The sequence below is a fragment of the Robertmurraya sp. genome, assembly GCF_036676585.1.
Taxonomy (GTDB): domain Bacteria; phylum Bacillota; class Bacilli; order Bacillales; family Cytobacillaceae; genus Robertmurraya_A.
This window is the reverse complement of the sequence record NZ_JAKFCQ010000085.1, coordinates 1-23,796: the sequence shown is the minus strand read 5'-3', so window position 1 is coordinate 23,796 and position 23,796 is coordinate 1. Positions and strand designations below refer to the sequence as shown.

Here is a 23,796-nt window from a genome sequence, read left to right as displayed (position 1 = left end):
AGTTGGTTGTCCACCCTTTTTCTGATAAAATGAGAATACTTTGATTGTAAGGAGATTACGTAGGTGAGTAAGTTACATCCTTTTTTATATGCATCAGATAATAAGCGATATCATACATGGAATTACCACTTAAGAAAAACCTTTGGACATAAAGTTTTTAAAGTAGCACTTGATGGAGGCTTTGATTGTCCAAACCGAGACGGCACTGTTGCTTATGGGGGCTGTACCTTTTGTAGCGCAGCAGGCTCAGGAGACTTCGCAGGAAATAGAGTAGATGATTTAACGACACAGTTCCAACATATAAAAGAGAAAATGCACTCAAAATGGAAAGATGGCAAGTATATGGCTTATTTTCAAGCCTATACGAACACACATGGGCCAATTGAGGAATTAAAAGAAAAATTCGAAAGTGTCCTTTCACAAGAAGGCGTTGTAGGTATATCTATAGCTACAAGACCTGATTGTCTACCTGACGAGGTGGTTGAGTATTTAGCTGAACTCAATAAGAGAACCTACTTATGGGTAGAGTTAGGTCTTCAAACCGTTCATGAACGAACAGCACTATTGATAAACAGAGCTCATGATTACCAATGTTACGTGGAGGGAGTAAACAAGCTTCGCAAGCATAATATTCGAATTTGCTCACATATTATTAATGGGTTGCCACTTGAGTCATATGACATGATGATGACAACAGCAAAAGAAGTGGCAAAGCTGGACGTACAAGGAATTAAGATTCATTTATTACACCTTTTAAAGGGAACACCTATGGTAAAGCAATATGAAAAGGGAATGCTTGAATTTCTTTCTTTTGAAAACTACGTAAGCTTAGTATGTGACCAATTAGAAATTTTACCACCTGAAATGATTGTCCATCGAATTACGGGGGATGGACCGATTGATTTAATGATCGGACCCATGTGGAGCGTGAATAAATGGGAAGTATTAAATGCGATTGACGCTGAACTCAAAAGACGAGACAGCTGGCAAGGGAAGTTCTATCGTGTGGAGGCCAGCAGCTTATGAAGCTAGAGAGAATTTTGCCCTTTGCGAGAAGCTTGCTAGAAAAGGCATTTCTCAAGGATACCGTAGCAGTAGATGCTACTTTAGGAAATGGACATGATACTTATTTTTTAGCAAAGCTCACAAGCGCTGGCGGACATGTGTATGGTTTTGATATTCAAGAACAAGCCATTCAAGCGACTAAAGAGCGCCTAGCGGAGGAAAACCTTTCAGATCGCGTCACCCTAATCCATCGTGGACATGAAGAGTTGAATGCCTTCATTCCAGAATCAGCAAAAGGAAGAATAACAGCAGCGATCTTCAACTTAGGATATCTTCCTGGCGGAGACAAGAGCATTGTTACAAAACCTGAAACTACTATCTCTGCAATTGAGCAGCTATTAGACCTTTTAGCTGTTGAGGGGATCATTGTCCTTGTCATTTATCATGGGCATGAAGAAGGTGCGATTGAACGGGATAAACTTTTACAATATGTGAAAGAGTTAGACCAACAAAAGGCGCATGTCCTTCGTTATCAGTTTGAAAATCAAAAAAACAATGCCCCATTTATCATTGCTATTGAAAAACGATCATAAAAAAACAGTCTGAAATTTGATTTCAGACTGTTTTACTGTGTACGCGTTCGAAATATATTCCATTTTTGCACGGAGCGATACAAACGCCCATTAATATAGAAAAATAAACCTACAGGACCTGAATTCCAGATCATTGTTCGAGAAAGTTTTCTTACTCCTCTTTGATTACGTACTTTATCATCTGATAAATATATACCTACTAAGCCTCGGTTAATCAACTGATGAAATCTTTTATACGGCAGATTTTCAATGTGGCGATCTGCTTCATTTACAAAATGATTGAGTCGTTCAAACAGCGCTTTTTCATCTTTATAGTAAAAACAAAAATTAAGATCTCCACCATCTAAATCCTCTTCTTGGTCAATAAAGTAATCCAGAAGAATATGTAATCCTTGTACATAAGGGAAATAACCTTCACGAATAGAATTCGCATGGTGATGAGTAAATCCTTCGCTCATAGCAAATGAAACAAGGCAGAAAATTCCTAATGTAGAACCAGAGCAAGCAGAAAATTCATACCACTCCATTTCAGGTATTTTGCTTCTATGCTTACCAAACCAATTTTTGAGCCGGGGAATTCGTTCTTCGTGTTGAACATGCTTATGAATTTGTAAATCGCAATAATAACGGCATAACTCAAGCAAATGCTCCCGAATCATTTCGTAATTATCTAACCCTGCAAGGACCTCCTGACAGGTTGCCACTAGATCATGTAAATACCCTCCATCATCTTGGTCTTCGCGATGCTCATAATAATTTTTCTGCTCTTTCCCAACAGTGAGAGCATGTTCCATTGATTCATGCAACGTCGCAAAATCGATCGGGTCAAGAGAAGTACTCCGGTCACATAAATTGTCTAAATAATCACTAATTGTCTGATAAGCAACGATAAAGCGAATCGCTTCTTCATAGCGGTCCATTCCCATTAAAGAAAGAATTCCACCGCCTTCACAATGAAACGCTTTGTGTTCAATGCTAGCTAGCGCTTGCTTCCGAAGTTCTAGATTCGGTATTTCTTCCGCTCGCGCCTTCCAACCCTTCAGTTCTCTATGAACAGCAGGTAGAACCTTCCTATACACTTCCGTCATTAAGCTGATGGGCATTGTTGGAACACTCATTCATTTCACCTCACTCACACAATATATCCTAGTCCTTTTAATTGACCTTCCACGAAATCTTTAACATATATAAATACTTCTTCCCGTTCTGGTTCATTAAACACTTCATGATAGCATTTTGGCCATTCCTTGAAACGTTTTTCCGATAAAGGGACAGAGTTGAACCAATTTCTTACTTTCTCTTTATCTACGACCCTGTCATCCCCACTTTGAACGACCAATAATGGTGTGTCCTGAGTTCTTTTAATCATTGCGAATGCATTCTTCATCGCTTCTTCTAGCTCACGATACCAGCGTACAGATATCTTTTTTACATATAAAGTGTCTTTAAGGTCCAACTCTCTTACATCTTCATTTCTCGTCACCATGTCTAAAGAAATTCCTGAAGATACTCGTAAGGCTGGGAACACTTTATTTAAAATAAAGGTTGCCGCGTGTAAGATTGGAGAAGGCTTGTTCACTAAACCTAAGCAAGGAGATGAAAGAATGACACCAGCTACATTTAATCTCTCTTTTTGTAGAAGTCTTAGTGAAATCAGTCCTCCCATGCTGTGACCAATTAAGAATACAGGCAAATCAAATTGATACGATGCATCAATCCACTTTTTTACTTCATCCACGTATTCTTCAAATGAATCGATATGCCCTCTTCTTGATCTTGTCGTTAATCCATGACCAGGCAAATCACCCATGACGACATGAAAGCCCGAATTTCTCCACTGCTCAATAAGCCAACCGTATCTTCTATGATGCTCCATCGCCCCATGAACGATAACAATAACTGCTTTAGCATTCCCTTCTGCTTCCCATTTCCACATATGTATTGCCCCTTCTAAAAAAGTATAAGAAAATATTATGTAAATTCGTTATAGTAAATATATATGATTACATTACATAAAGGAGGATGTTTATGATTTATCCTTATCATGATAAAACCCCGAGAATTGCCGAAACTGCGTACCTTGCCGAATATACAACGGTAACCGGAGATGTTGTCATTGGTGAACAAACAAGCATATGGTTCGGTACTGTTATCCGCGGAGATGTTGCCCCAACAATAATAGGGGACCGCGTGAACATTCAGGATAACTCTATTTTACACCAAAGTCCAAATAATCCGCTCATAATTGAAGACGAAGTCACCATCGGTCACCAAGTTATTTTGCATAGCTGCGTCATCCGAAAGAAAGCTTTAGTTGGAATGGGTTCTATTATACTAGATCAGGCAGAAATTGGCGAAGGTGCATTCATTGGAGCCGGAAGTTTAGTTCCTCAAGGAAAGAAAATCCCACCGAACACTCTTGCGTTTGGTCGCCCTGCCAAGGTGATTCGCGAGTTAACTGAGGAAGATATTAAGGATCGTGACAGAATCATGAACCAGTACGTAGAAAAAGGACAATACTACAAATCGATACAAAAATAAGAATTCTTAAAAAATATCTTGAAACTAGAAGAAATATGCCGATATAACTAGAAATAGAATGCTTAACTACATGTTGTATCGGTGGTGCCCATGACTACACTAATCATATTAATAGGGATTTTAACCATCCTACTATTTATTTTCACACGTCTTATAAAGAAAAGTCCTTCTCTTAAAACTTCTTTTTCAATTATTGGAATGGTTTTACTAGGGTTCTTCATCTTATTTATTGCACAAACTCCAAATATTGCGGAAGCCGTAGGTCGAATGAAGACCTGGGTACAAGCCCCTTTACGTTCGACGAACACTTTTATCGATGATAGGGTTGACCTTACGATTATTCCGTTAGAACAAACCGTTCTCTTAGATGCACCGGTCATCAACCAACTACCTGAACTTCCACGCGGTTGTGAAGTTACGAGTTTAGCCATGCTATTACAATACGCAAATATTTCAGTAGATAAGATGACTCTTGCTAAAGAAATCAAAAAAGACACTACAGCGTACAAGGTCTCCGGTGGAAAAGTTTACTACGGTCATCCTAATGATGGATTTGTAGGGAGCATGTATACAAAAGAACTACCTGGTTTAGGCGTGTACCATAAACCCATTAAAGAACTAGCTGAAAAATATTTACCTGGACAAATTAAAGATTTAAGCGGTTCACCTTTTAATGAATTAAAGATACACCTTTCTGACAAACGTCCTGTCTGGGTGATCACCAACACCTCTTATAAAAAGCTGTCATCCAACCAATTTGTGACCTGGCACACTCCAAGTGGTGTTATTGATATTACCTACAAAGAACACTCTGTTTTATTAACAGGCTTTGATAACGATTTTGTATACTTTAACGACCCATTAACAGGGGAAAAAAATAAAAAAGCACCCATAATGGATTTTGAAGAATCCTGGGTGCAAATGGGGAGTCAGGCAATTACCTACCTCCCTCGCTAATTAGCTTTGTAATACTTTTTCCGCTAGGTATTCCTTCTCGAAGGAATACTTTTTTTCTACATACACCTGATGCCATACCATAAACATGAGCACCGTCCAGATCTTTCTGCTATTATCAGCTTTCCCTTGGCAGTGGTCCTCAAGCAATTGAAGCACATACGTCTTATTTAATAAATAATCTGTATCACTTTCTCTTATAATTGTCTTCGCCCACTCATTCATCTCAGCCTTTAACCAGTGACGAATTGGAACAGGGAAGCCAAGCTTTTTACGATTAAGAACATGTTCTGGTACAATTCCTTCTGCTGCTTTCCTAAGAACGTACTTCGTTGTTCCATTAGCTGTTTTTAAACTCGTTGGAATTTTAGAAGCAACCTCAAAAACAGCTTTATCTAAAAATGGGACACGAAGCTCTAACGAATGAGCCATCGTCATTTTGTCAGCCTTTAATAAAATATCTCCACGCATCCATGTGTGAATATCAATATACTGCATACGGTCAACCGGGTCGTAGCCTTCACTTTCTTTATATAGAGGCTTTGTGATATTGGTGAAATCTAAACCTTTGTTATACGTATTTAGAAGATCGCTCTTTTCAAGCTCACTAAACATCTTTGCATTTCCGATATAACGTTCTTCTAAAGGAGTCAAACCACGTTCAATAAAGCTCTTCCCACGCATACCTTCTGGCATGATTTTCGCTAGTAAACGTAAAAATGCTTTTCCAACCTGTGGAATTTTATTAAACACATCTAGACTCTGAGGCTCTCTATAAATATTGTAGCCACCAAATAGCTCATCTGCACCTTCTCCAGATAGAACCACCGTAACGTGCTTACGGGCTTCACGTGCCACAAAATATAAAGGTACACATGCAGGGTCTGCAAGCGGATCGTCCATATGCCACATAATCTTCGGTACTTCATTCATATACTCTTCTGGAGTAATGATATAGCTAATATTTTCTACTCCAAGCTTATCAGCCGTTTCCTTAGCAACATCAATCTCACTAAACCCATTATGATCAAAACCTACAGAAAATGTCTTAATCGCCGGATGAAATTCTTTTGCAATGGAAGCAATGATCGAAGAGTCAATTCCACCAGAAAGGAACGAACCTACAGGCACATCACTTCTCATATGAATTTTGACAGAATCAAAAAGAACATCTTTAATTTCCTTTACAAAATCACTCTCTGATTTTCTTACTGGGTGGAAATGAGCCTTCCAATAACGCTTAATTTCCATTTCAGATCCGATTTTCTTTGTAAAGTAGTGCCCTGGTTCTAATTTTGAAATACCTTCTGACATCGTATAAGGCTCAGGAACAAACTGATACGTTAAGTAATACTGCAAAGAATCATAGTTTAATACATCGTTCTGCAGTGCGAGTAAAATACTCTTTTTCTCAGATGCAAAGAATGTCTTTTCCCCGTCATCAAAATAGAAGAAAGGCTTAATGCCGAATGGATCACGTGCTCCATAAAGCGTCTTTTCAACCTTATCCCAAATAACAAAAGCAAACATTCCACGAAGCTTCTCCACCGCTTTTTCCTTCAGATGGCTATATAGGGCAATAATTACTTCTGTATCGGAGCTTGTTGCAAAGGTTATTCCTTCTGCCAATAGTTCTTCTCTCAACTCAACATAGTTATAGATTTCACCGTTAAAAATAATCCAGTATCTTTCGTTTTCAAAATGAAGGGGTTGATGCCCACTTTCTATATCAATGATACTTAAACGACGAAACCCAAATTGAACATGAGAATCATAAAAATATCCGTCATCATCAGGTCCGCGATGTGTAATCACATTATTCATATTTTCAAATTGTTGTTTTTGTCCATCACTAAACACTTGCGATTTGTCATGAACACATCCAATAAAACCACACATGTATGTAACTCACCTACTCCGTTCTTACGAGTTTAATCTTCCATTCAGAAAGAATACCTATTAATACTACCATTAAAATTATCGAATCGCACTGTCTAATTGACCATTTCCTAAAAATTCAAGCTTACTACCCATTGTTTACATTCATTTTTGCTTCTAAACCACCATACCCTTATAGACGTAAAGAAAAACCGGGAGTTACAAATTTTCTGTAACTCCCGGCTAATTTATTCTATTGAATTATCTTTCAAGAGCTTCCTTACGAAGCGTGTCAGCTTTATCTGTACGCTCCCATGGAAGATCTACATCTGTACGCCCAAAGTGACCATAAGCAGCAGTTTGCTTATAGATAGGACGTCTTAAATCAAGCATTTTAATGATTCCAGCTGGACGAAGATCGAAGTTATTACGTACAACTTCAATAAGAACTTCTTCACTTACTTCGCTAGTACCAAATGTATCAATAGAGATAGATACTGGATGTGCAACACCGATTGCGTATGCAAGCTGTACTTCCACTTTATCTGCTAAACCTGCAGCAACAAGATTCTTTGCTACATAACGAGCAGCGTACGCAGCTGAACGGTCAACCTTTGTAGGATCCTTACCAGAGAATGCACCGCCACCGTGACGAGCATAACCACCGTACGTATCTACAATAATCTTACGTCCTGTTAATCCAGCGTCACCTTGTGGTCCACCGATAACGAAACGACCAGTTGGGTTAATGAAATACTTTGTATTTTCATCAATTAACTCTTCTGGTACAACAGGGTTAATAACATACTCTTTAAGATTACGTTGAATTTGCTCCAAAGTTACTTCAGGATGGTGCTGTGTTGAAATAACAATTGTATCAATACGAACTGGCTTATTATTTTCATCGTATTCAACTGTAACCTGAGTTTTTCCATCAGGACGAAGGTAAGGAAGAATATCCTCCTTACGAACTTCAGTTAGTCTGCGAGCTAGTTTATGTGCTAAAGAAATCGGAAGAGGCATAAGCTCTTTTGTCTCGTTACAAGCAAAACCAAACATTAACCCTTGGTCTCCTGCTCCAATTGCATCGATTTCTTCATCAGACATAGATCCTTCACGTGCTTCTAATGCTTGGTCAACCCCCATTGCAATATCAGCTGATTGCTCATCAATAGAAGTTAAAACCGCACATGTTTCTGAATCGAAACCATATTTAGCACGAGTGTACCCAATTTCCTTAATTGTTTCACGAACAATCTTTGGAATATCTACGTATGTAGAGGTTGTAATTTCCCCAGCAACTAATACTAAACCTGTTGTTACTGACGTTTCTGCAGCAACACGAGCATTTGCGTCTTTTGCTAAAATAGCATCTAAAATTGAGTCTGAAATTTGGTCACTGATTTTATCTGGATGACCTTCAGTAACTGACTCGGATGTAAATAAACGACGTTTTTTTGACATCTCCTGACCTCCTATTTATTTATACTTGAGAAAAAGGTATGCTTATTATATCAACATAAACAAAACCTTCCATTTGATACGGAACTCATTCCCTAAGTAGTATGAAATAAACATGCCATTTTTATTATGAAGGTTTGAAAAATTACCCACCCAAATAAAAACTTTATGCAAAATAAAAAACCTTCCCTGCTTGAGGAAAGGGTGATAGCAAAGTAATTTGCGCCTTTCGCTCTTATCGTTCAAGGACTAAAATCCTTGCCTCAGGTTAGCACCTTCTCTTTTATATTAATTACAGTTATCGTAATTAATTATTAAAGCAGGTTGCTGGGTTTCATAGGGCCTGTCCCTCCACCAGCTCGGGATAAGAGAGTATCCGTTCAATGTAGAATAATACCGTATCACGTCAAATACTGTCAACATCTTTATGAAAAATAGTTAGTTCATTCTTCAAATAATGAGCAATTGTTATCTTCACATTTCCTTTTATTGAGTTTGTAACGATTTTTTGCTATTAGTCGGTAAACCCGATTTCCAATTAAATGTACGAAAGGGAGGTGAAGCACTAACCCGAACAAGCATGTAATAGGAGAAAGAAGCAATAGCCTTCTTACAGCCCAATATCCTATAAGTACCTTTCCATCTGGATTAATCACATGAATTTCCCTTCTAAGATCCACTGCCTTGAACTGAGGGCTAAAACCTTTTCTCTCATATTCCTGAAGAGACATCCACGTCACCTTTTTTCCAATATCAAGCTTTTGAAAGAGCCTTTTGGTGTTCTGACATAATGAACATTGAGCATCAAATAATGCGATCATTTCCATTTGAATTTGTCCCTTCTTTTAATAGTATAGACTATTAACTCGGATTCTTGTTTTTATGAAATAAAAAGGCTATAAAATAGGTCAAATAAGATGTTTTTCCTTGCACCCTCTAATATTTTTATAAATAGTATAGACTAATTAAGTTAATGTGTTATACTAATTAAAAATAACAAATAAAGGTAGGTAGTCATCAGATGAACTCTGTCCGTATTTCTAACCAATTAAGTGAATTGTTAGCCTCTGGTCATGTGCATGTGCAACTATCTGTACCACAATTAGTCGAAAAGGTTCTTACTAGAAACGAAGGAGTCTTGACTTCGACTGGAGCTGTTCGAGCAACAACAGGAAAATATACTGGTCGGTCTCCAAAAGACAAATACATTGTTGAAGAAGCTTCCACAAAGGACAAGATTGACTGGGGAGCGGTTAACCAACCAATCTCTCCAGAAGTGTTTGATCGTTTATATAATAAAGTACTAAGTTACTTGAAAGATAGAGATGAGCTGTTTGTTTTCAAAGGGTTTGCTGGTGCAGATAAGAAACATCGCCTTCCCATACAAGTGATAAATGAGTTTGCTTGGCATAATCTATTTGCCCACCAGTTATTCATTAGACCAACAGCAGAAGAGCTTTTGACTCATGAGGAACAATTCACAGTCATATCGGCTCCAAACTTTAAAGCAGACCCTATTATTGATGGAACAAAGTCTGAGACTTTTATCATTGTCTCCTTTGAAAGAAAGACGGTATTAATCGGTGGTACAGAATATGCAGGAGAAATGAAGAAGTCTATTTTCTCCATCATGAATTACTTACTGCCTGAAAATAATATTCTCCCTATGCACTGCTCAGCAAATGTCGGCGTTGAAGGAGATGTTGCTTTATTCTTCGGTTTATCAGGTACAGGTAAAACAACCTTATCTGCTGATGCGAATCGACGCCTAATCGGAGATGATGAACACGGCTGGTCAGCTAACGGTGTCTTTAATATTGAAGGAGGCTGCTACGCTAAGTGCATTAACCTTTCAAGAGAAAAGGAGCCTCAAATCTTCGACGCGATTCATTTTGGATCTGTGTTAGAGAATGTCGTGCTGAATAAGGAAACACGAGTCGCTGACTATGATGATGGAACATTAACTGAGAATACACGTGCTGCTTATCCTATCCAATCTATTAGTAATATCGTGGATCCAAGTGTCGCTGGTCATCCTAATACTATTATATTCCTAACAGCAGATGCTTTTGGGGTGTTGCCTCCTATTGCAAAGCTATCTAAGGAACAAGCAATGTACCATTTCTTAAGCGGATACACATCAAAACTCGCTGGTACGGAACAAGGAATCACTTCACCACAAGCAACATTTTCAACTTGCTTCGGCTCTCCTTTCCTACCATTAGAAGCAACTCGCTATGCTGAAATGCTAGGATCCAAGATTGACGAGCATAACGCGAAAGTTTATCTAGTAAATACAGGCTGGACTGGTGGCGAGTATGGAGTCGGAAGTAGAATGAAGCTATCATACACCCGCTCCATGGTACAGGCAGCTCTCGAAGGGGAACTAAACCATGTAGAAACATGTAAAGATCCTATTTTCGGATTGGAGATCCCCCTTCATGTTCCTGGTGTTCCGGATGATGTTCTTCAACCAAACCGAACATGGGCTGTCCAAGAGGCGTACCAGATTAAAGCGAACGAATTAGCCACTAAGTTCAAAGATAACTTCAAAAAATTTGCAAATGTTTCAGCACAGATTATCGAAAAAGGCGGTCCTTTAGTATAACTTTAAAAAAGAGCGTAATCAGTCGATTACGCTCTTTTAATTGGATGAATGCAAGGAGATCAATTGATACTCGATCGTCGTTTTTTCACCTTCTAAGATCACTTTTTTAATTTTTGCCATGCCACTAACTTCCCCATCAATCGTTCTTCTTACCTCAAGAGGAATGTCTATTGGATATATGCGATATCCTTCTTTGGTTAGTGTAAATAGGTTTTCCTCTAGTCGCTTTTCTCTACCCTTAGTAACAATCATTGTATTAAACTCTAATGGCATACCCATAATTCTCCACTCCTTTTCTTATATTTTATCATTATTATGACTGTTTTTTCATCCATTGAGTTAACTCTGCAACGACTTTTCGGTTAATACTTGGAGGAAAATAATGTGTCAACTCCTCAAAATACCAACTCTCCACTGGATGACGTATATCCTTTAACCTCTCTTCCAATCTTCGCGCATGGTCCACACTTACATTTTGATCCTTCGATCCATGAATGATTAAAGTTGGACATCGTAATTGTTCAATATCATACAATGGAGTCCGAAATTTATATCTTTCTGGATATTTCGTCGGTGTACCACCAATGACTCTCTTCATCATCCTTCTCAAATCTTCTCTTTCCATATATGTAAGATTCATATCACTTACTCCACCCCAGGTGACGAGAGAGGCCGTATCAGGAAACTTAATGGCAGTTAATAATGCCATCACCCCACCACGAGAAAATCCAAATACATGTACCCTTTTCACTCTTGAATGCTGCTGTAAGATACGATACCCTGCAAATGCATCTTCTCGATCATCTCCAGCAAAATCTTCATTTCCTTCTCCTCCTTGATTTCCTCGGTAGTAAGGGGCAAATACAATAAAGCCTTCACTAGCAAATTGAACCAACCTAGATGGCCTTACCTTTCCTACACTTTTTATTCCACCCCTTAAATATAAAAAACCATCTAACGCTTTCTCTCCTTTAGGTTCTGCTAACATTCCTTTCACCTTAAATCCATCCGAATAATACGTTACTATCGATAACTCCACATGTGGATGAGGCGAAGGAAACCTCTCCATATCAACAATTTCTAGAGTATACATACCTTCTATCACACTCCCTTACACATGTTTTTCATCTAGGCATTCACACATTTTTTTCGACTTCATACGATATGTTAGGCTCCCAAACCGTTCACATAAAAAAGTTTATCTATTAAGGAGGTTATCCATAAAATGAAAAAGTCATTTAAGATTTTCTTTTCCATGTTCCTAGTCGTCATTCTCATTATACCGATTGCTGCCTGCAGCAAGGAAGAAGTCCAAAAAGTACGCATTGGTGAAGTAACCCGTTCCATTTTCTATGCACCTGAATATGTTGCCATAGAAAAAGGTTTTTTTGAAGAAGAAGGATTAGATGTTGAGCTAACAACTACCTCAGGTGGAGACAAGACAATGACTGCCCTGTTATCAAATAGTATTGATGTTGCTCTTGTTGGTTCTGAAACATCTATTTACGTTTATGCTCAAGAAGCTAATGATCCCGTCATCAACTTTGCCCAGCTAACACAAACAGATGGAACTTTCCTTGTATCTCGTGAAAAAATTGAGAATTTTTCGTGGGATATGTTGAAGGGATCCACCTTTTTAGGTCAAAGAAAAGGCGGTATGCCACAAATGGTTGGGGAATTCGTTCTAAAACAGCACGGTATTGATCCACACAACGACCTGAACCTGATCCAAAATATTGATTTTGCCAATATTTCCAGTGCCTTTGCGTCTGGAACTGGCGACTTTGTTCAGCTTTTCGAACCAACCGCGAGTGTGTTTGAAAAGGAAGGAAGAGGTCATATTGTCGCTTCATTTGGAACAGAGTCAGGCATGGTACCATATACAACATTTATGTCAAAAGAAAGCTATATGACGGAAAACAAAGAAACCGTTGAAAAATTTGCAAGAGCTATTTATAAAGCGCAAAAATGGGTAGCAGAAAATTCTGCAAAGGATATCGCTGAAGCCATTTCTCCTTACTTCGAGGATACCGACTTAACTTTAATTGAGACGGTGGTTGACCGATACAAGAGCCAGGGCTCTTACGCAACAAATCCAGTGCTTGACGAAGCAGAGTGGGAGAACCTTCAAAATATTATGGATGAAGCAGGAGAGTTACCTAAGAGAGTGGATCACAGTGTCCTTGTAAATACCCTAATTGCTGAAGAGGTAATGAAATAAAATTATTAAATTTCGAGGTGGCCGACTATGAGCTTATTGAAGCTAGAACATATTCATCACACATATTTTACTAAGACCTCTGCTACAACGGCCCTCTCCGACATTTCACTCGAAGTCGAGGAAGGAGAATTCATTTCCTTCCTTGGTCCGAGCGGATGCGGAAAAACAACCCTACTTTCAATCATAGCGGGATTATTTCAACCAACAGAGGGGACCATCCTGCTTGAGAATCGTTCTGTTAACAAATCTAAGAAAAAGATCGGTTATATGCTACAGCAAGATTATTTATTTCCTTGGAAAACCATCGAGGAAAATATATTGCTTGGTTTAAAAATTTTTGGAATTGAAGACAGTGCTAAGAAGGAATATGCCTTTTCTCTTCTTGAAGAAATGGGATTAAAGGGCTATGAAAAACAATATCCGAAGCAACTCTCTGGTGGAATGAGACAAAGGGTTGCACTAGTTAGAACTTTAGTAACGGAACCGAAACTGCTTATGCTAGATGAACCATTTTCTGCATTAGATTATCAAACAAAGCTTCGACTCGAGGATCTTGTGTCTGAGACATTAAAATCCTTCGGAAAAACAGCTATCCTTGTCACACATGATATTGGAGAAGCAATCGCCATGAGTGATCGAATTTATTTATTTTCTGCTCGTCCTGGGCAAATTCACAAGTCATTTGAGGTTCCAAAGGTGTTAAGAGAACTCTCTCCTTTTCAAGCTAGAAATCACGAAAATTATACTCAGCTATTCCAAGAGATATGGAAGGAGTTGGAATCCCTTGAATCATAAGCAACCAGTAGAACTCCTTCATAACAATTATATTAAAAAGCTCACCTATGAGAAGAGATGGGTTCGTTTTTACCAATTTGTCATCTTCTTTGTATTTTTCCTAGGTTGGGAGATTGCGAGCAAGAAACAATGGATTGACCCATTAATCTTTAGTGCACCTTCAAAAGTATGGGATTTATTCATTAAAAAGATCCAAGATGGTACCCTTATGGTAGACCTAGGCTACACCTTATCAGAAACCGTTCTTGGTTTTATTTTAGGAACACTGCTTGGAACCATTCTGGCTGCCATTCTCTGGTGGTCACCCTTCCTGTCAAAGGTACTTGACCCCTATTTAGTGATTTTAAATGCCATGCCAAAGGTTGCCTTAGGTCCGATTTTAATCGTTGCACTCGGTCCGAGTATGACTTCTATTATTGCGATGGGTGCGATCATCTCGGTCATCATCACGACCATTGTCGTTTATACCGCCTTTAAAGAAGTGGACCCCAATTATATTAAGGTACTACAAACATTTGGTGCCACCAGATCCCAATGCTTTAAAGAGGCCATACTTCCAGCTTGTTTCCCTACGATCATTTCAACACTTAAGGTGAATGTTGGACTCTCATGGGTTGGGGTCATCGTTGGAGAATTTCTCGTTTCGTCTAAAGGATTGGGTTACATGATTATTTATGGGTTTCAAGTATTTAATTTCACCCTTGTACTGCTCTCCTTACTTGTCATTGCCGTATTCGCGACTATCATGTACCAGTTGGTTGAACTGTTAGAAAGAAAATTAATTAAAAGTAATTAAAAGAGGCGAAGGAATATCCTTGCCTCTTTTTTACAGCAAATGTGTTTGTATGTAATGCAAACTCTTTTCAACCACAGAATCCTTCATAATAAAACTATATTCATCACTCAATCGATCACTTAGGTGAGGATCATCAATGAATACCGGCCCGTCCGTTTCTAGAAAGTCATCTTTCCTTATCAGTTCCTTTATCTCTCCGTAGAAGATGGCTTTTACAAATCTCTCATCATCATTACGAACTTCATAATGACCAATTTTCATTAACTTATTTAATAACCCACCAGTCTCTTCGAATACTTCCCGGGTAGCAGCCTCCTCTAACGTTTCCCCATGTTCCACTTTTCCACCAGGAAATTCTAGACCTCTTTCTTTATGCTTAGTCAGTACCCACCCATTTTTATATTTACTTAGAATAAGAACATGTTTTACAACAGTGCCAAACTTATTTTCTCCAAATGAAAGCAACACCTGTGCTCCCAAATGGTCCCTAAACATCTCCATGAACCCTTCACCCTTAATTTTCTATTTATTTACATAATAGCTGAAACCAATTGTTTTTCCAATCGTATATATTCCGAAGAGATATAGGAGGGATAAAATGAAAAAGTTCATGAAACCATTCGTTACCTTATTGCTAGTATTATTACTTGCAGCATGTTCACAAACAGCCACACCAACAGGAAACAATGAAAAAGAGAGTAGCAGCAAAGGAACAAATTCAGAATTAACTCTTGAACAAGTGTTTGAGAAGTCGTTGAAAGCCTCTGAGGAACTACAAAGTTTCTCCGTTGACATGGATTTGAGCCAAGAGATAACCGCAGCACAAGAAGAAGCGATGAAGATTCAATCATCCATTACAATGGATGTTGTTACAGAACCAATGGCGTTTTACCAAAAAATGAATATGACAATGGGAGGTACTTCTGAAAGCTTTGCAACAGAAGCATACTTTTCAAAGGACGGAATGTTTATGTCAGATCCAACCACCAATACTTGGATGAAGTTCCCAAGCGAGATGTCCGATCAATTACTACAACTATCTGACCAACAAACAAATCCTGCGGAAGAACTAAAAAAACTTAAGGATTATGTAAGTGATTTTTCTTTTGAACAAGATAATAATAATTACATCTTAACTCTACAGGCTTCTGGGGAAGATCTTAGTGAATTTATTAAAGAGGCGGCCATGGAAGGAATGCCTGCTGAGCTGACTGCCGACCCTGCAATTTTTGATGCGATGAAAATTAATGATGCAAAATTTGTGTACCATATTGATAAAGAAACGTTTTATCCTGTAAAGACCGATGTATATATGGATATGGAAATCTCAGCAGAGGGTGAAACTGTACACATGATTCAAGACATGAAAGGAACATACAACAAATTTAACGAAGTAAATACGATTACCATTCCAAAAGAAGTGTTAGATACTGCTACAGAAATGGATATGTAAGAAAAGCGTAAGCGCCCTGGTCAGCGCACGACAGGCCTGGAGCGCTCCAACTGAGATAAAGGAAACAAGAAGAGCCAGAGGCGCATTCGTGCTTGACTTATCGTAGGGCGGAGAGCGAAGGACACTAGGCGCTAGGGCGCTGGAGCTAGACAATTCTCAAAGTCGAAAATCTTATACTTCCTTATCTTTTAAAATAGACAAACCGCTTTCGAATTACGTTAGCGGTTTGTTGTTTAATATACCCATAGACTCAATATGCTTTTTAGCTTCTTCGTCCCCGAGATTATAGATCATGTTATACACTTGAACGGTAACAGAATCATAGGCATCATTTTCTCTGTCATGATGATATTGAACATATGGAACGTGTGCACGGAAAAAGTTTTCCCAGTCATTTGCATGATTTTGATCAAAATATTCACGAAGCTGAATGATCTCATCATCTGTGGCTTCAATTTTAAAATTCCAAGGAGAGCTCGTTCTACTTTGGGAGATTTCTCCTGTACTAACCGTAATATAGTATGTCTTTTTCTCATTATTCATGGCCCACACTCCCTTTTTTATTATAATTTGCACAAGGATATGATTTATTCCCTTTTTCCCAACACCTTATTGAAGAAAATTAAAGAATAGTTTACATATTTACGGGTATTGCTGAAGTATAATGATAACAATACCTTTATAATAAAAATAAGGGAGGTGAAAATCGTGAAGCTTGTAGATGAAATATATGAGTTTTATCGGCACAAGTTAACAGGTGATGAAGAAGATATTGATATGCTTGCTTTTGCCTTTTTAGAGGAGTTAACACAAGAGGATTTGCTTAATATTATTAAAGATCTCGATAAGCAGGAATTGTACGATTTAGTTGGGGTGTATCTAATTGAAGGATTGAAAGGGAAATTTGCACAAGAAGAATACGGCCAACGGAAAATTCCTAACTTCCAACAACGGAACTTTCACTAACGGTACATAGAAGAAAACAAAAGCACATATACAGAAGCTGACTATAACTAGTCAGCTTCCTTTATTTTACTCTATATAGATTCTGCAACAATAACTGACCAACCTTTACCTTTATAGGCATTATATCCTTCAGTTAACGAGTATGCGAAAATTTGATTATCCTCAATCGTATACCCTCGAGTTTCTCTTCCTGATAAAATATTCTGGACAGCTTTTAAATGAGTGAGCTTTGTTTTTAAAATTTCGGTACGGTCCTTTGAAGCAATAACATAACCTTCTGAATTGATTGCATAGAGCTTGCTTTTTTCATCTGTTTGAACCCGGTCAATAATGTCATAAATGTACTCCCAGTTAAATCGGGTGGTAAATACGCCTATGACTTCTCCCGCATCATTTCGAACAGGACTAGAATACCCCATGGTATACCCCTCAACAACGGAAGAATAGTACATATCTGTGACGTACACATCGTTTGTTTTTACCGTTTCTTGAAACCACTTCCGGTCACTCATATTCCGCCCTACTTGGCTTTGATTTTGCGCGGCAACAAGAATTTCTCCCGATAAATCAATAACAAACAAATCGAAATACACTTCATAAATGTTATAGATATTTTTCATGAATGCTTCCGCTGTCTTTTTCGAATCAGAGGTAGGCTGAATTAAACATTCTTTAATGGCATCGAAGGTTGCCCATGCCTGAACGTCACAATTTCTTTCAAATAAATTCCGATCAATTTTATCAATCGTATCAAAGGCAATATCCACCGTTCTTAACGCAATAATATTATTTGCCTTCGTTTGAATACTTTTGATAATACTCTCACTTGCTTTGCTAGAATCTAAGCAGTCCTGAGCAAACTTTTTAATCTCCTTCGCAACGACCGAAAATGCTCGTCCTGCCTCCCCTGCTCTTGCTGCCTCAATTCCTGAATTTAATGCTAATATATTGGATTTCATGGAAATGTCTTTAATATTTTGCATGACACCTTCCATCTTACTATTTTCCTGCTTTAACTCATTCATCAGCATGGATACATTTAAATTTTTCTCTTGAGTACTGACCATATCCACTCATTCTCCTCTCAAACCGAACCATAATGTTATGTTTTGTGACATGATATGATAAATAATATCACAATTCCGAAAATATTGTCGATTCAGAGAATATAAAATTTTAATAATTTATGAATCTTTTGTACCAAAAAAAAAAAAAAAAAAAAAAAAAACAACCCTGTTTAAAGAGTTGTTTTATACAATCATACTGATTCGCCGAGGTAGGCTTTTAACATCCAAACATGTTTTTCTAGTGTGGAATGAATGGCTAGGAACATGTCACCTGTTGCCTCGTCGTCCATCTCTTCAGCTAGTGACATTCCGCTTTTTAGTTCTTCAATTAACAATGAGAAATCCTCTGATATGCTTTGAACCATTTCAATAGCTGTTTCACTTCCTGAAGACTCTTTAATGCTCGATTTTTCTAAGTACTCCTTCATAGTTGCAATGGGCTCTCCACCAATTGATAAGAGCCTTTCGGCTAACTCGTCAATATGAATAGCTGCTTCGTTATAAAACTCCTCAAATTTTGTATGCAGGGTAAAAAAGTCTTTCCCTTTAATATACCAATGAAAATTATGTAGCTTAACAAATAACACGCTCCAGTTAGAGATTTGGCTGTTCAACACATCATGTAGTTTATTATCCATATGATCTCCTCCTATAATTTCTTATCCATGCCGTTACTCCCATTGTTATATTACCCAGAATGGACAAGATAAAACGTTTGGCCAAGTGACAAATAATTAAAGTTCTTAATCACACATGCTAAAATAGAATGGGAGAAAGGAGGAATAATATGATAACTGTTCTAATTATTTGTCTCATAATCGTAGGTATTGTCTTACTTTTATCGGTTGTCACTACTTCAAAGGCCTATTCATATAAACATACTGTTGATTCACTTGAGGATAACCCCAATATACATAAAGAAAGCGATCAAAAAAAAGAAGAGTGAGGGTATCTTGGTGAATATACTTTCTATTTTTGTTGGAATTATTTTCTTCCTTAACATTTTACTTGCTATCATTGTCATTTTTTTAGAAAGAAGAGATCCTAGTGCCACCTGGGCTTGGATTTTAGTACTATTTTTCATTCCTGTACTCGGCTTTATTATGTATTTACTTTTTGGACAGAATTTAAGCAGAAAGAAAATGTTTTATTGGGAAGATCGTGACAAAGTAGGAATAGAGCCTTTAATCGAAGAGCAAATCGCACAATTGAATCAAAGAAGTTTTCCTTTCCAAAATTCAACCGAGGAAAAAAGTCGTGACCTGATTCATATGCATTTAATTAATAATGCTGCCATGTTTTCTCAACATAACAACATTCAAATTTTTACTGATGGTAAAGAAAAGTTTCACTCTCTCTTTCATGATATAGAGCATGCGGAGGACCATATCCATTTGCAATACTATATCATCAAAAACGACGAACTCGGCAGAAAGTTGATAAACGTATTAACACAAAAGGCACGTGTTGGAGTAAAGGTTCGAGTTCTTTATGATGAGCTAGGCTCCCGATCATTAAGAAAGTCATTTTTCAAGGAGTTGCGGCAAGCTGGTGGAGAGGTAGAAGCCTTCTTCCCTTCAAAACTTCCTTTGATTAATTTGCGATTAAATTATCGTAATCATCGTAAGCTTGCTATTATTGATGGGAAAATCGGTTATGTTGGCGGATTCAATGTGGGAGATGAGTATCTAGGATTAAACAAAAGATTCGGATACTGGCGTGATACACATGTTCGGATTGTAGGTGAAGCAGTACACCCTATACAAACTAGGTTTATTCTCGATTGGAACCAAGCTTCCTACCGGCACGATATTAACTATTCCCCTCGATACTTCCAACAACCACGAAATAACGGGGATGTTGGCCTACAAATTGTAACAAGCGGACCTGACTCCGAGTGGGAACAAATAAAAAACGGGTATATAAAAATGATTTCTTTAGCAAAAGAAACCATTTATATTCAAACACCATACTTTATTCCTGACACAAGTCTTTTAGATGCATTAAGAATCGCTTCTTTATGTGGAGTCGATGTAAAAATTATGATCCCAAATAAGCCAGATCATATGTTTGTTTATTGGGCTACCTATTTTTATGTTGGAGAAATGCTGAAAGCTGGGGCAAAAATTTATATTTATGAAAAAGGATTTATCCATTCGAAATCTATTGTCGTAGATCATGAAATTGCGTCTGTTGGGACAGCAAATATTGATGTACGAAGCTTCCGGCTTAATTTTGAAGTGAATGCATTCATCTATCATAAAGGATTTTCTAAGACCCTAATGCACCAATTTTCTGAGGATATGAAGGCTTCAACGGAATTAACTCTTGAAAATTATATGAAAAGACCTGTGAAGATTCGTCTAAAGGAATCTGTATCAAGACTTTTATCTCCCATATTATAAAAAATAGCCGAGCAAAAATGCTCGGCTAAACTTTTAAGCAAATACCTGTTTCAAATCTTCTTTTGATTGTTCAAGCCAAAAACGCATTAAACGTTTAGCTCCCTCAAGGTCGTGGAGCTTCGCTTGACCACATTGTGTTTCATTAGCTGCAGGAATCTCAACGATTTCCACGGCTGATTTCATCGTATCCTCTAACAGATCAATAATTTCCTCTACCGAAGGCTCCCCACTCACCACTAGGTAATAACCCGTTTGACATCCCATTGGAGAAATATCAATAATATCAAAATGGCTGTATTTCTCAGCATGCTCACGCAGGTTAAACGCTAGTAAGTGCTCTAATGTATGAATAACATCTGGCTTCATCGCTTGCTTATTCGGTTGGCAGAATCGAATATCAAATTTATTAACAACTCCATCACTTCCCACTTTATGTACTCCACAATGTCTTACATAAGGGGCTTTCACAGCATTATGATCTAGTTCAAAGCTTTCTACAGAAGGCATTTGTTCCACTCCTATCATTCAATTTCTTTTATCAGTATACAACAATAATTTCGCATTATCTCTACTAAACCATATGCCATTTTTTAGACTAATTTTCCTATCTATGTTATGTTGTTCGTAAATAGGAAGAGGAAAGTGAGAGATTTACATGTTAAAAAAGGCGATGATTGCCTTTATCCGTTTCTATCAAATAGCCATATCCCCGCTCAAACCGCCAAGCTGTCGCTTCTATCCAACTTGCTCACACTATGGATTAGAGGCAATTGAAAGATTTGGACCGATAAAAGGTGGCTACCTAACCATTAAGCGATTATTAAAATGTCATCCTTTTCATCCAGGTGGGTTTGATTATGTTCCCGAAAAAAAGGAAAGAAAAAACTAGATGCTCTCATACCCATTTTCAACAGCGTCTAATCTACCTGTCGCAGGGTCAATGACAAGTCCATGTACAGGAACTCCTTTTGGAAGAAGAGGATGCTTCTTAATCATGTCCACACTGTGCTTCACGCTATCAGACACATTGTCAAATCCATGCATCCACTCAGAGACGTTAATGCCAGAGTAGTTTAGCATATCAAGCGTCTCTTGCGTAATTCCCCGCTCTTTCATGCTTTCGATGACTACATCAGCCTTCATTCCACTCATTCCACAATCATAATGACCAATGACCAAAACCTCATCTGCCTGCAACTGATACACAGCTACAAGTAAACTTCTCATAATACTTCCAAACGGATGCGTAACTAGTGCACCAGCATTTTTTATGAGTTTTACATCCCCATTTGACACGTTCATCGCTTTTGGTAAAAGCTCTAGTAATCTTGTGTCCATACAAGTTAAAATAACTAGTCGTTTGTTCGGGAATTTTGTTGTTGTAAATTCCTCATACCGTTTTTCTTCAACAAACTGTTGATTATACTCTAAAATTTCATCTAACAATCTCATCCTGGTACCCCCTTTTTTTTGCTTTTTTGCTTATGACTATAATACAAGATAATTGCAAAACTAGACAAATTTTATGGTTGCATAATTCTTTACTATTAGGTAATATAACTAATATAAATCGTAACCGTTTCGTATTATCTATTAAAATACAAAATTACATCTATTTTCATACACTTTAAATCGAAATTATTACGTTTTATCCATAAACGAGAGGAGAGTAAGTATGTTTCGTAAATATTCAGCATTTATTTTTATAATACTCATTGCCACATTTCTAGCAGGTTGTCAGGGAGAATCAACGGATACCAGTCAGGAAAACGATAAGCTATCCATCTATACAACCGTTTATCCACTACAGTACTTCACAGAACGTATTGGTGGAGATTTAGTAAATGTCAAATCCATTTATCCTAATGGTGCAGATGAGCACACTTATGAGCCATCTCAAAAGGATATGATCGATCTGGCAGATTCTGACCTTTTCTTTTACATTGGCCTAGGTTTAGAAGGTTTCGTTTCAAAGGCAGAAGAAGCATTAAAAAATGAAAACGTCACGTTAGTAGCAACTACAGATACTCTAACATTTGAAGAATCAGAAGAAGAGCATGCGGAAGAATCTGCTGAAGAGCACGCTGAGCATGCGGACGAGTCTGCTGAAGAGCACGCTGAACATGCGGATGAGTCTGCTGAAGAGCACGCTGAGCATGCGGATGAGGCTACTGAAGATGCTGATGAGCATAATCATAGTGGTTATGATCCCCATGTATGGCTCGACCCAATCTATTCAATTAGTGTAGCCGAGGTTATTAAAGATCAACTTGTTGAAAAGCTTCCCGATCAAAAAGAGCAACTCGAAGAAAACTTTTCAGCTCTTGAAGCAGAGCTGCAACAATTGAATGATGAATTTATAGATGTAACTAGCACTGCCAAACACAAGGAATTTTTAGTGTCCCATGCCGCATTCGGTTACTGGTCTGAACGTTACGGGCTTGAGCAAATCAGCGTATCAGGTTTGGCCTCAACAAATGAGCCAACTCAAAAGGAACTTGAAAATATTATCGCTGAAGCCGAGGAACATGATCTACATTATATTTTCTTCGAGCAAAATGTAAGCTCAAAGCTAACTGAAATTGTTCAAAAGGAAATTGGTGCAGAGCCATTAACCCTTCATAATCTTTCAACCTTAACGGATGAAGATGTAAAAGAAGAACGTACGTATTTTACCATCATGAAGGATAATATTGAAGCATTGCAAACCGCTTTAAACGAATAGTATAAGTCAGCCCCCTCGTTTTTCGAGGGGGTTTTTGCTGTTTTTAGATCCATTTTTAATCTATTTAAATGAATTTGATGGTACTTTTATTTAAAACAGCTTTGGAATGTCTTAATTTTATTGTATTTTGTTTCTCATGTGGTTCTTCTCAGTAGATTTGCTAGACTTTTTTGCGAATCTCAGATTTTATTTGCGATTCTCAAAATTTATTTGCGATTCTCAGATTTTATTTGCGATTCTCAAAATTTATTTGCGATTCTCAGATTTTATTTGCGATTCTCAGATTTTATTTGCGATTCTCAAAATTTATTTGCGATTCTCAGATTTT

The 23,796-nt window shown here is 37.8% G+C and carries 27 protein-coding genes and 1 riboswitch; of the genes, 14 read left to right on the top strand and 13 right to left on the bottom strand.

The window, feature by feature from the left end; genetic code table 11:
- Positions 1 to 63 precede the first annotated feature (63 nt).
- Positions 64 to 1,026, top strand: coding sequence for a tRNA modification radical SAM protein MnmL/YtqA (gene mnmL, locus ACGLXV_RS11850; RefSeq protein ID WP_391558751.1), 963 nt, complete (start codon positions 64 to 66; stop codon positions 1,024 to 1,026).
- Positions 1,023 to 1,598: a tRNA 5-(aminomethyl)-2-thiouridylate-methyltransferase MnmM gene (mnmM, locus tag ACGLXV_RS11845; RefSeq protein WP_391558750.1), complete on the top strand. Its 576-nt coding sequence runs from the start codon at positions 1,023 to 1,025 to the stop codon at positions 1,596 to 1,598. Before mnmL ends, mnmM begins: the two co-directional genes overlap by 4 nt.
- 32 nt (positions 1,599 to 1,630) lie before the next feature.
- Here the strand turns inward: mnmM and ACGLXV_RS11840 are convergent, their stop codons facing one another.
- Complete coding sequence (locus tag ACGLXV_RS11840) at positions 1,631 to 2,716, bottom strand: tetraprenyl-beta-curcumene synthase family protein (RefSeq protein WP_391558749.1); 1,086 nt, start codon at positions 2,714 to 2,716, stop codon at positions 1,631 to 1,633.
- 14 nt (positions 2,717 to 2,730) lie between these two features.
- Positions 2,731 to 3,534: an alpha/beta hydrolase gene (locus tag ACGLXV_RS11835; RefSeq protein ID WP_391558748.1), complete on the bottom strand. Its 804-nt coding sequence runs from the start codon at positions 3,532 to 3,534 to the stop codon at positions 2,731 to 2,733.
- Between the two features lie 92 nt (positions 3,535 to 3,626).
- On the opposite strand from ACGLXV_RS11835, the gene ACGLXV_RS11830 reads away from it, so the two are divergent.
- Both ACGLXV_RS11830 and ACGLXV_RS11825 read left to right on the top strand, forming a co-directional pair.
- Positions 3,627 to 4,139, top strand: a complete 513-nt coding sequence (locus tag ACGLXV_RS11830; RefSeq protein ID WP_391558747.1) for a gamma carbonic anhydrase — start codon at positions 3,627 to 3,629, stop codon at positions 4,137 to 4,139.
- Positions 4,140 to 4,229: 90 nt separating this feature from the next.
- A complete protein-coding gene (locus tag ACGLXV_RS11825; RefSeq protein ID WP_391558746.1) occupies positions 4,230 to 5,096 on the top strand; it encodes a C39 family peptidase in 867 nt (288 codons plus the stop codon).
- Here the strand turns inward: ACGLXV_RS11825 and asnB are convergent, their stop codons facing one another.
- The 3 genes from asnB to ACGLXV_RS11810 all read right to left on the bottom strand — a co-directional run bounded on the left by asnB (position 5,097) and on the right by ACGLXV_RS11810 (position 9,259).
- Complete coding sequence (gene asnB, locus ACGLXV_RS11820) at positions 5,097 to 6,992, bottom strand: asparagine synthase (glutamine-hydrolyzing) (RefSeq protein ID WP_391558745.1); 1,896 nt, start codon at positions 6,990 to 6,992, stop codon at positions 5,097 to 5,099.
- Positions 6,993 to 7,232: 240 nt separating this feature from the next.
- On the bottom strand, positions 7,233 to 8,435 hold the full coding sequence (metK, locus tag ACGLXV_RS11815; RefSeq protein ID WP_119709542.1) for a methionine adenosyltransferase: 1,203 nt from the start codon (positions 8,433 to 8,435) through the stop codon (positions 7,233 to 7,235).
- 229 nt (positions 8,436 to 8,664) lie between these two features.
- A riboswitch (SAM riboswitch) is annotated at positions 8,665 to 8,803 on the bottom strand.
- Between the two features lie 72 nt (positions 8,804 to 8,875).
- The gene (locus ACGLXV_RS11810) at positions 8,876 to 9,259 is read right to left on the bottom strand and encodes a thiol-disulfide oxidoreductase DCC family protein (protein ID WP_391558744.1); all 384 of its coding nucleotides are present in this window, start codon (positions 9,257 to 9,259) and stop codon (positions 8,876 to 8,878) included.
- Positions 9,260 to 9,453: 194 nt separating this feature from the next.
- Here ACGLXV_RS11810 and pckA point away from each other — a divergent pair, with 194 nt between their 5' ends.
- Positions 9,454 to 11,040 (top strand): phosphoenolpyruvate carboxykinase (ATP), encoded by a 1,587-nt coding sequence (gene pckA / locus ACGLXV_RS11805; protein WP_391558743.1) that lies wholly within the window; start codon positions 9,454 to 9,456, stop codon positions 11,038 to 11,040.
- A 36-nt stretch (positions 11,041 to 11,076) separates the two neighbouring features.
- Here pckA and ACGLXV_RS11800 read toward each other — a convergent pair whose 3' ends face one another.
- Together ACGLXV_RS11800 and ACGLXV_RS11795 are read right to left on the bottom strand one after the other, a co-directional pair.
- A complete protein-coding gene (locus ACGLXV_RS11800) occupies positions 11,077 to 11,319 on the bottom strand; it encodes a DUF2584 domain-containing protein (RefSeq protein ID WP_391558742.1) in 243 nt (80 codons plus the stop codon).
- 34 nt (positions 11,320 to 11,353) lie between these two features.
- Positions 11,354 to 12,133 carry an alpha/beta hydrolase family protein gene (locus ACGLXV_RS11795; protein WP_391558741.1) on the bottom strand — a complete coding sequence of 260 codons (780 nt, stop codon included), beginning with the start codon at positions 12,131 to 12,133 and terminating at the stop codon, positions 11,354 to 11,356.
- Between the two features lie 132 nt (positions 12,134 to 12,265).
- Between ACGLXV_RS11795 and ACGLXV_RS11790 the strand changes: the two genes are divergently transcribed.
- From ACGLXV_RS11790 to ACGLXV_RS11780, 3 genes are read left to right on the top strand one after another with little or no spacing between them, the layout of a single operon-like run.
- Positions 12,266 to 13,261, top strand: coding sequence for an ABC transporter substrate-binding protein (locus ACGLXV_RS11790; RefSeq protein WP_391558740.1), 996 nt, complete (start codon positions 12,266 to 12,268; stop codon positions 13,259 to 13,261).
- Positions 13,262 to 13,288: 27 nt separating this feature from the next.
- Positions 13,289 to 14,056: an ABC transporter ATP-binding protein gene (locus ACGLXV_RS11785; protein WP_391558739.1), complete on the top strand. Its 768-nt coding sequence runs from the start codon at positions 13,289 to 13,291 to the stop codon at positions 14,054 to 14,056.
- Entirely contained in the window at positions 14,046 to 14,852 is an 807-nt protein-coding gene (locus tag ACGLXV_RS11780) for an ABC transporter permease (protein ID WP_391558738.1), read from the top strand. The genes ACGLXV_RS11785 and ACGLXV_RS11780 overlap by 11 nt, the downstream gene beginning before the upstream one ends.
- A 30-nt stretch (positions 14,853 to 14,882) precedes the next feature.
- Here ACGLXV_RS11780 and ytkD read toward each other — a convergent pair whose 3' ends face one another.
- Positions 14,883 to 15,353: an RNA deprotection pyrophosphohydrolase gene (gene ytkD, locus ACGLXV_RS11775; protein ID WP_119709549.1), complete on the bottom strand. Its 471-nt coding sequence runs from the start codon at positions 15,351 to 15,353 to the stop codon at positions 14,883 to 14,885.
- 97 nt (positions 15,354 to 15,450) lie between these two features.
- Between ytkD and ACGLXV_RS11770 the strand changes: the two genes are divergently transcribed.
- Complete coding sequence (locus ACGLXV_RS11770) at positions 15,451 to 16,305, top strand: DUF6612 family protein (protein WP_391558737.1); 855 nt, start codon at positions 15,451 to 15,453, stop codon at positions 16,303 to 16,305.
- Positions 16,306 to 16,518: 213 nt separating this feature from the next.
- Here the strand turns inward: ACGLXV_RS11770 and ACGLXV_RS11765 are convergent, their stop codons facing one another.
- Positions 16,519 to 16,848 carry a hydrolase gene (locus ACGLXV_RS11765; RefSeq protein WP_119709551.1) on the bottom strand — a complete coding sequence of 110 codons (330 nt, stop codon included), beginning with the start codon at positions 16,846 to 16,848 and terminating at the stop codon, positions 16,519 to 16,521.
- Between the two features lie 165 nt (positions 16,849 to 17,013).
- Here ACGLXV_RS11765 and ACGLXV_RS11760 point away from each other — a divergent pair, with 165 nt between their 5' ends.
- Positions 17,014 to 17,271, top strand: a complete 258-nt coding sequence (locus ACGLXV_RS11760; RefSeq protein WP_119709552.1) for a DUF6154 family protein — start codon at positions 17,014 to 17,016, stop codon at positions 17,269 to 17,271.
- Between the two features lie 71 nt (positions 17,272 to 17,342).
- Here ACGLXV_RS11760 and ACGLXV_RS11755 read toward each other — a convergent pair whose 3' ends face one another.
- Positions 17,343 to 18,338: a methyl-accepting chemotaxis protein gene (locus ACGLXV_RS11755; protein ID WP_391558736.1), complete on the bottom strand. Its 996-nt coding sequence runs from the start codon at positions 18,336 to 18,338 to the stop codon at positions 17,343 to 17,345.
- A 191-nt stretch (positions 18,339 to 18,529) separates the two neighbouring features.
- Complete coding sequence (locus ACGLXV_RS11750) at positions 18,530 to 18,976, bottom strand: Dps family protein (RefSeq protein ID WP_119709554.1); 447 nt, start codon at positions 18,974 to 18,976, stop codon at positions 18,530 to 18,532.
- Positions 18,977 to 19,125: 149 nt separating this feature from the next.
- On the opposite strand from ACGLXV_RS11750, the gene ytzI reads away from it, so the two are divergent.
- Together ytzI and cls are read left to right on the top strand one after the other, a co-directional pair.
- The gene (ytzI, locus tag ACGLXV_RS11745; protein ID WP_119709555.1) at positions 19,126 to 19,284 is read left to right on the top strand and encodes a YtzI protein; all 159 of its coding nucleotides are present in this window, start codon (positions 19,126 to 19,128) and stop codon (positions 19,282 to 19,284) included.
- 10 nt (positions 19,285 to 19,294) lie between these two features.
- Entirely contained in the window at positions 19,295 to 20,743 is a 1,449-nt protein-coding gene (cls, locus tag ACGLXV_RS11740) for a cardiolipin synthase (protein ID WP_391558735.1), read from the top strand.
- A gap of 33 nt (positions 20,744 to 20,776) precedes the next feature.
- Here the strand turns inward: cls and ACGLXV_RS11735 are convergent, their stop codons facing one another.
- A complete protein-coding gene (locus ACGLXV_RS11735) occupies positions 20,777 to 21,250 on the bottom strand; it encodes an S-ribosylhomocysteine lyase (RefSeq protein WP_066057584.1) in 474 nt (157 codons plus the stop codon).
- A gap of 148 nt (positions 21,251 to 21,398) precedes the next feature.
- Here ACGLXV_RS11735 and yidD point away from each other — a divergent pair, with 148 nt between their 5' ends.
- Positions 21,399 to 21,632 (top strand): membrane protein insertion efficiency factor YidD, encoded by a 234-nt coding sequence (gene yidD / locus ACGLXV_RS11730; protein ID WP_119709556.1) that lies wholly within the window; start codon positions 21,399 to 21,401, stop codon positions 21,630 to 21,632.
- Here the strand turns inward: yidD and ACGLXV_RS11725 are convergent.
- Entirely contained in the window at positions 21,629 to 22,195 is a 567-nt protein-coding gene (locus ACGLXV_RS11725; RefSeq protein WP_119709557.1) for a beta-class carbonic anhydrase, read from the bottom strand. The genes yidD and ACGLXV_RS11725 overlap by 4 nt on opposite strands.
- A gap of 223 nt (positions 22,196 to 22,418) precedes the next feature.
- Between ACGLXV_RS11725 and ACGLXV_RS11720 the strand changes: the two genes are divergently transcribed.
- The gene (locus ACGLXV_RS11720) at positions 22,419 to 23,468 is read left to right on the top strand and encodes a metal ABC transporter solute-binding protein, Zn/Mn family (RefSeq protein WP_391558734.1); all 1,050 of its coding nucleotides are present in this window, start codon (positions 22,419 to 22,421) and stop codon (positions 23,466 to 23,468) included.
- Positions 23,469 to 23,796: the final 328 nt, after the last annotated feature.

Excerpts from the sequence above, each read along its gene's own strand:
- mnmM (WP_391558750.1), top strand. The coding sequence starts at position 1,023 with ATGAAGCTAGAGAGAATTTTGCCCTTTGCGAGAAGCTTGCTAGAAAAG.
- ACGLXV_RS11840 (WP_391558749.1), bottom strand. The coding sequence starts at position 2,716 with ATGAGTGTTCCAACAATGCCCATCAGCTTAATGACGGAAGTGTATAGG.
- ACGLXV_RS11835 (WP_391558748.1), bottom strand. The coding sequence starts at position 3,534 with ATGTGGAAATGGGAAGCAGAAGGGAATGCTAAAGCAGTTATTGTTATC.
- ACGLXV_RS11830 (WP_391558747.1), top strand. The coding sequence starts at position 3,627 with ATGATTTATCCTTATCATGATAAAACCCCGAGAATTGCCGAAACTGCG.
- ACGLXV_RS11825 (WP_391558746.1), top strand. The coding sequence starts at position 4,230 with ATGACTACACTAATCATATTAATAGGGATTTTAACCATCCTACTATTT.
- asnB (WP_391558745.1), bottom strand. The coding sequence starts at position 6,992 with ATGTGTGGTTTTATTGGATGTGTTCATGACAAATCGCAAGTGTTTAGT.
- metK (WP_119709542.1), bottom strand. The coding sequence starts at position 8,435 with ATGTCAAAAAAACGTCGTTTATTTACATCCGAGTCAGTTACTGAAGGT.
- ACGLXV_RS11810 (WP_391558744.1), bottom strand. The coding sequence starts at position 9,259 with ATGGAAATGATCGCATTATTTGATGCTCAATGTTCATTATGTCAGAAC.
- pckA (WP_391558743.1), top strand. The coding sequence starts at position 9,454 with ATGAACTCTGTCCGTATTTCTAACCAATTAAGTGAATTGTTAGCCTCT.
- ACGLXV_RS11800 (WP_391558742.1), bottom strand. The coding sequence starts at position 11,319 with ATGGGTATGCCATTAGAGTTTAATACAATGATTGTTACTAAGGGTAGA.
- ACGLXV_RS11795 (WP_391558741.1), bottom strand. The coding sequence starts at position 12,133 with ATGTATACTCTAGAAATTGTTGATATGGAGAGGTTTCCTTCGCCTCAT.
- ACGLXV_RS11790 (WP_391558740.1), top strand. The coding sequence starts at position 12,266 with ATGAAAAAGTCATTTAAGATTTTCTTTTCCATGTTCCTAGTCGTCATT.
- ACGLXV_RS11785 (WP_391558739.1), top strand. The coding sequence starts at position 13,289 with ATGAGCTTATTGAAGCTAGAACATATTCATCACACATATTTTACTAAG.
- ytkD (WP_119709549.1), bottom strand. The coding sequence starts at position 15,353 with ATGGAGATGTTTAGGGACCATTTGGGAGCACAGGTGTTGCTTTCATTT.
- ACGLXV_RS11770 (WP_391558737.1), top strand. The coding sequence starts at position 15,451 with ATGAAAAAGTTCATGAAACCATTCGTTACCTTATTGCTAGTATTATTA.
- ACGLXV_RS11765 (WP_119709551.1), bottom strand. The coding sequence starts at position 16,848 with ATGAATAATGAGAAAAAGACATACTATATTACGGTTAGTACAGGAGAA.
- ACGLXV_RS11755 (WP_391558736.1), bottom strand. The coding sequence starts at position 18,338 with ATGGTCAGTACTCAAGAGAAAAATTTAAATGTATCCATGCTGATGAAT.
- ACGLXV_RS11750 (WP_119709554.1), bottom strand. The coding sequence starts at position 18,976 with ATGGATAATAAACTACATGATGTGTTGAACAGCCAAATCTCTAACTGG.
- ytzI (WP_119709555.1), top strand. The coding sequence starts at position 19,126 with ATGATAACTGTTCTAATTATTTGTCTCATAATCGTAGGTATTGTCTTA.
- ACGLXV_RS11735 (WP_066057584.1), bottom strand. The coding sequence starts at position 21,250 with ATGCCTTCTGTAGAAAGCTTTGAACTAGATCATAATGCTGTGAAAGCC.
- yidD (WP_119709556.1), top strand. The coding sequence starts at position 21,399 with ATGTTAAAAAAGGCGATGATTGCCTTTATCCGTTTCTATCAAATAGCC.
- ACGLXV_RS11725 (WP_119709557.1), bottom strand. The coding sequence starts at position 22,195 with ATGAGATTGTTAGATGAAATTTTAGAGTATAATCAACAGTTTGTTGAA.
- ACGLXV_RS11720 (WP_391558734.1), top strand. The coding sequence starts at position 22,419 with ATGTTTCGTAAATATTCAGCATTTATTTTTATAATACTCATTGCCACA.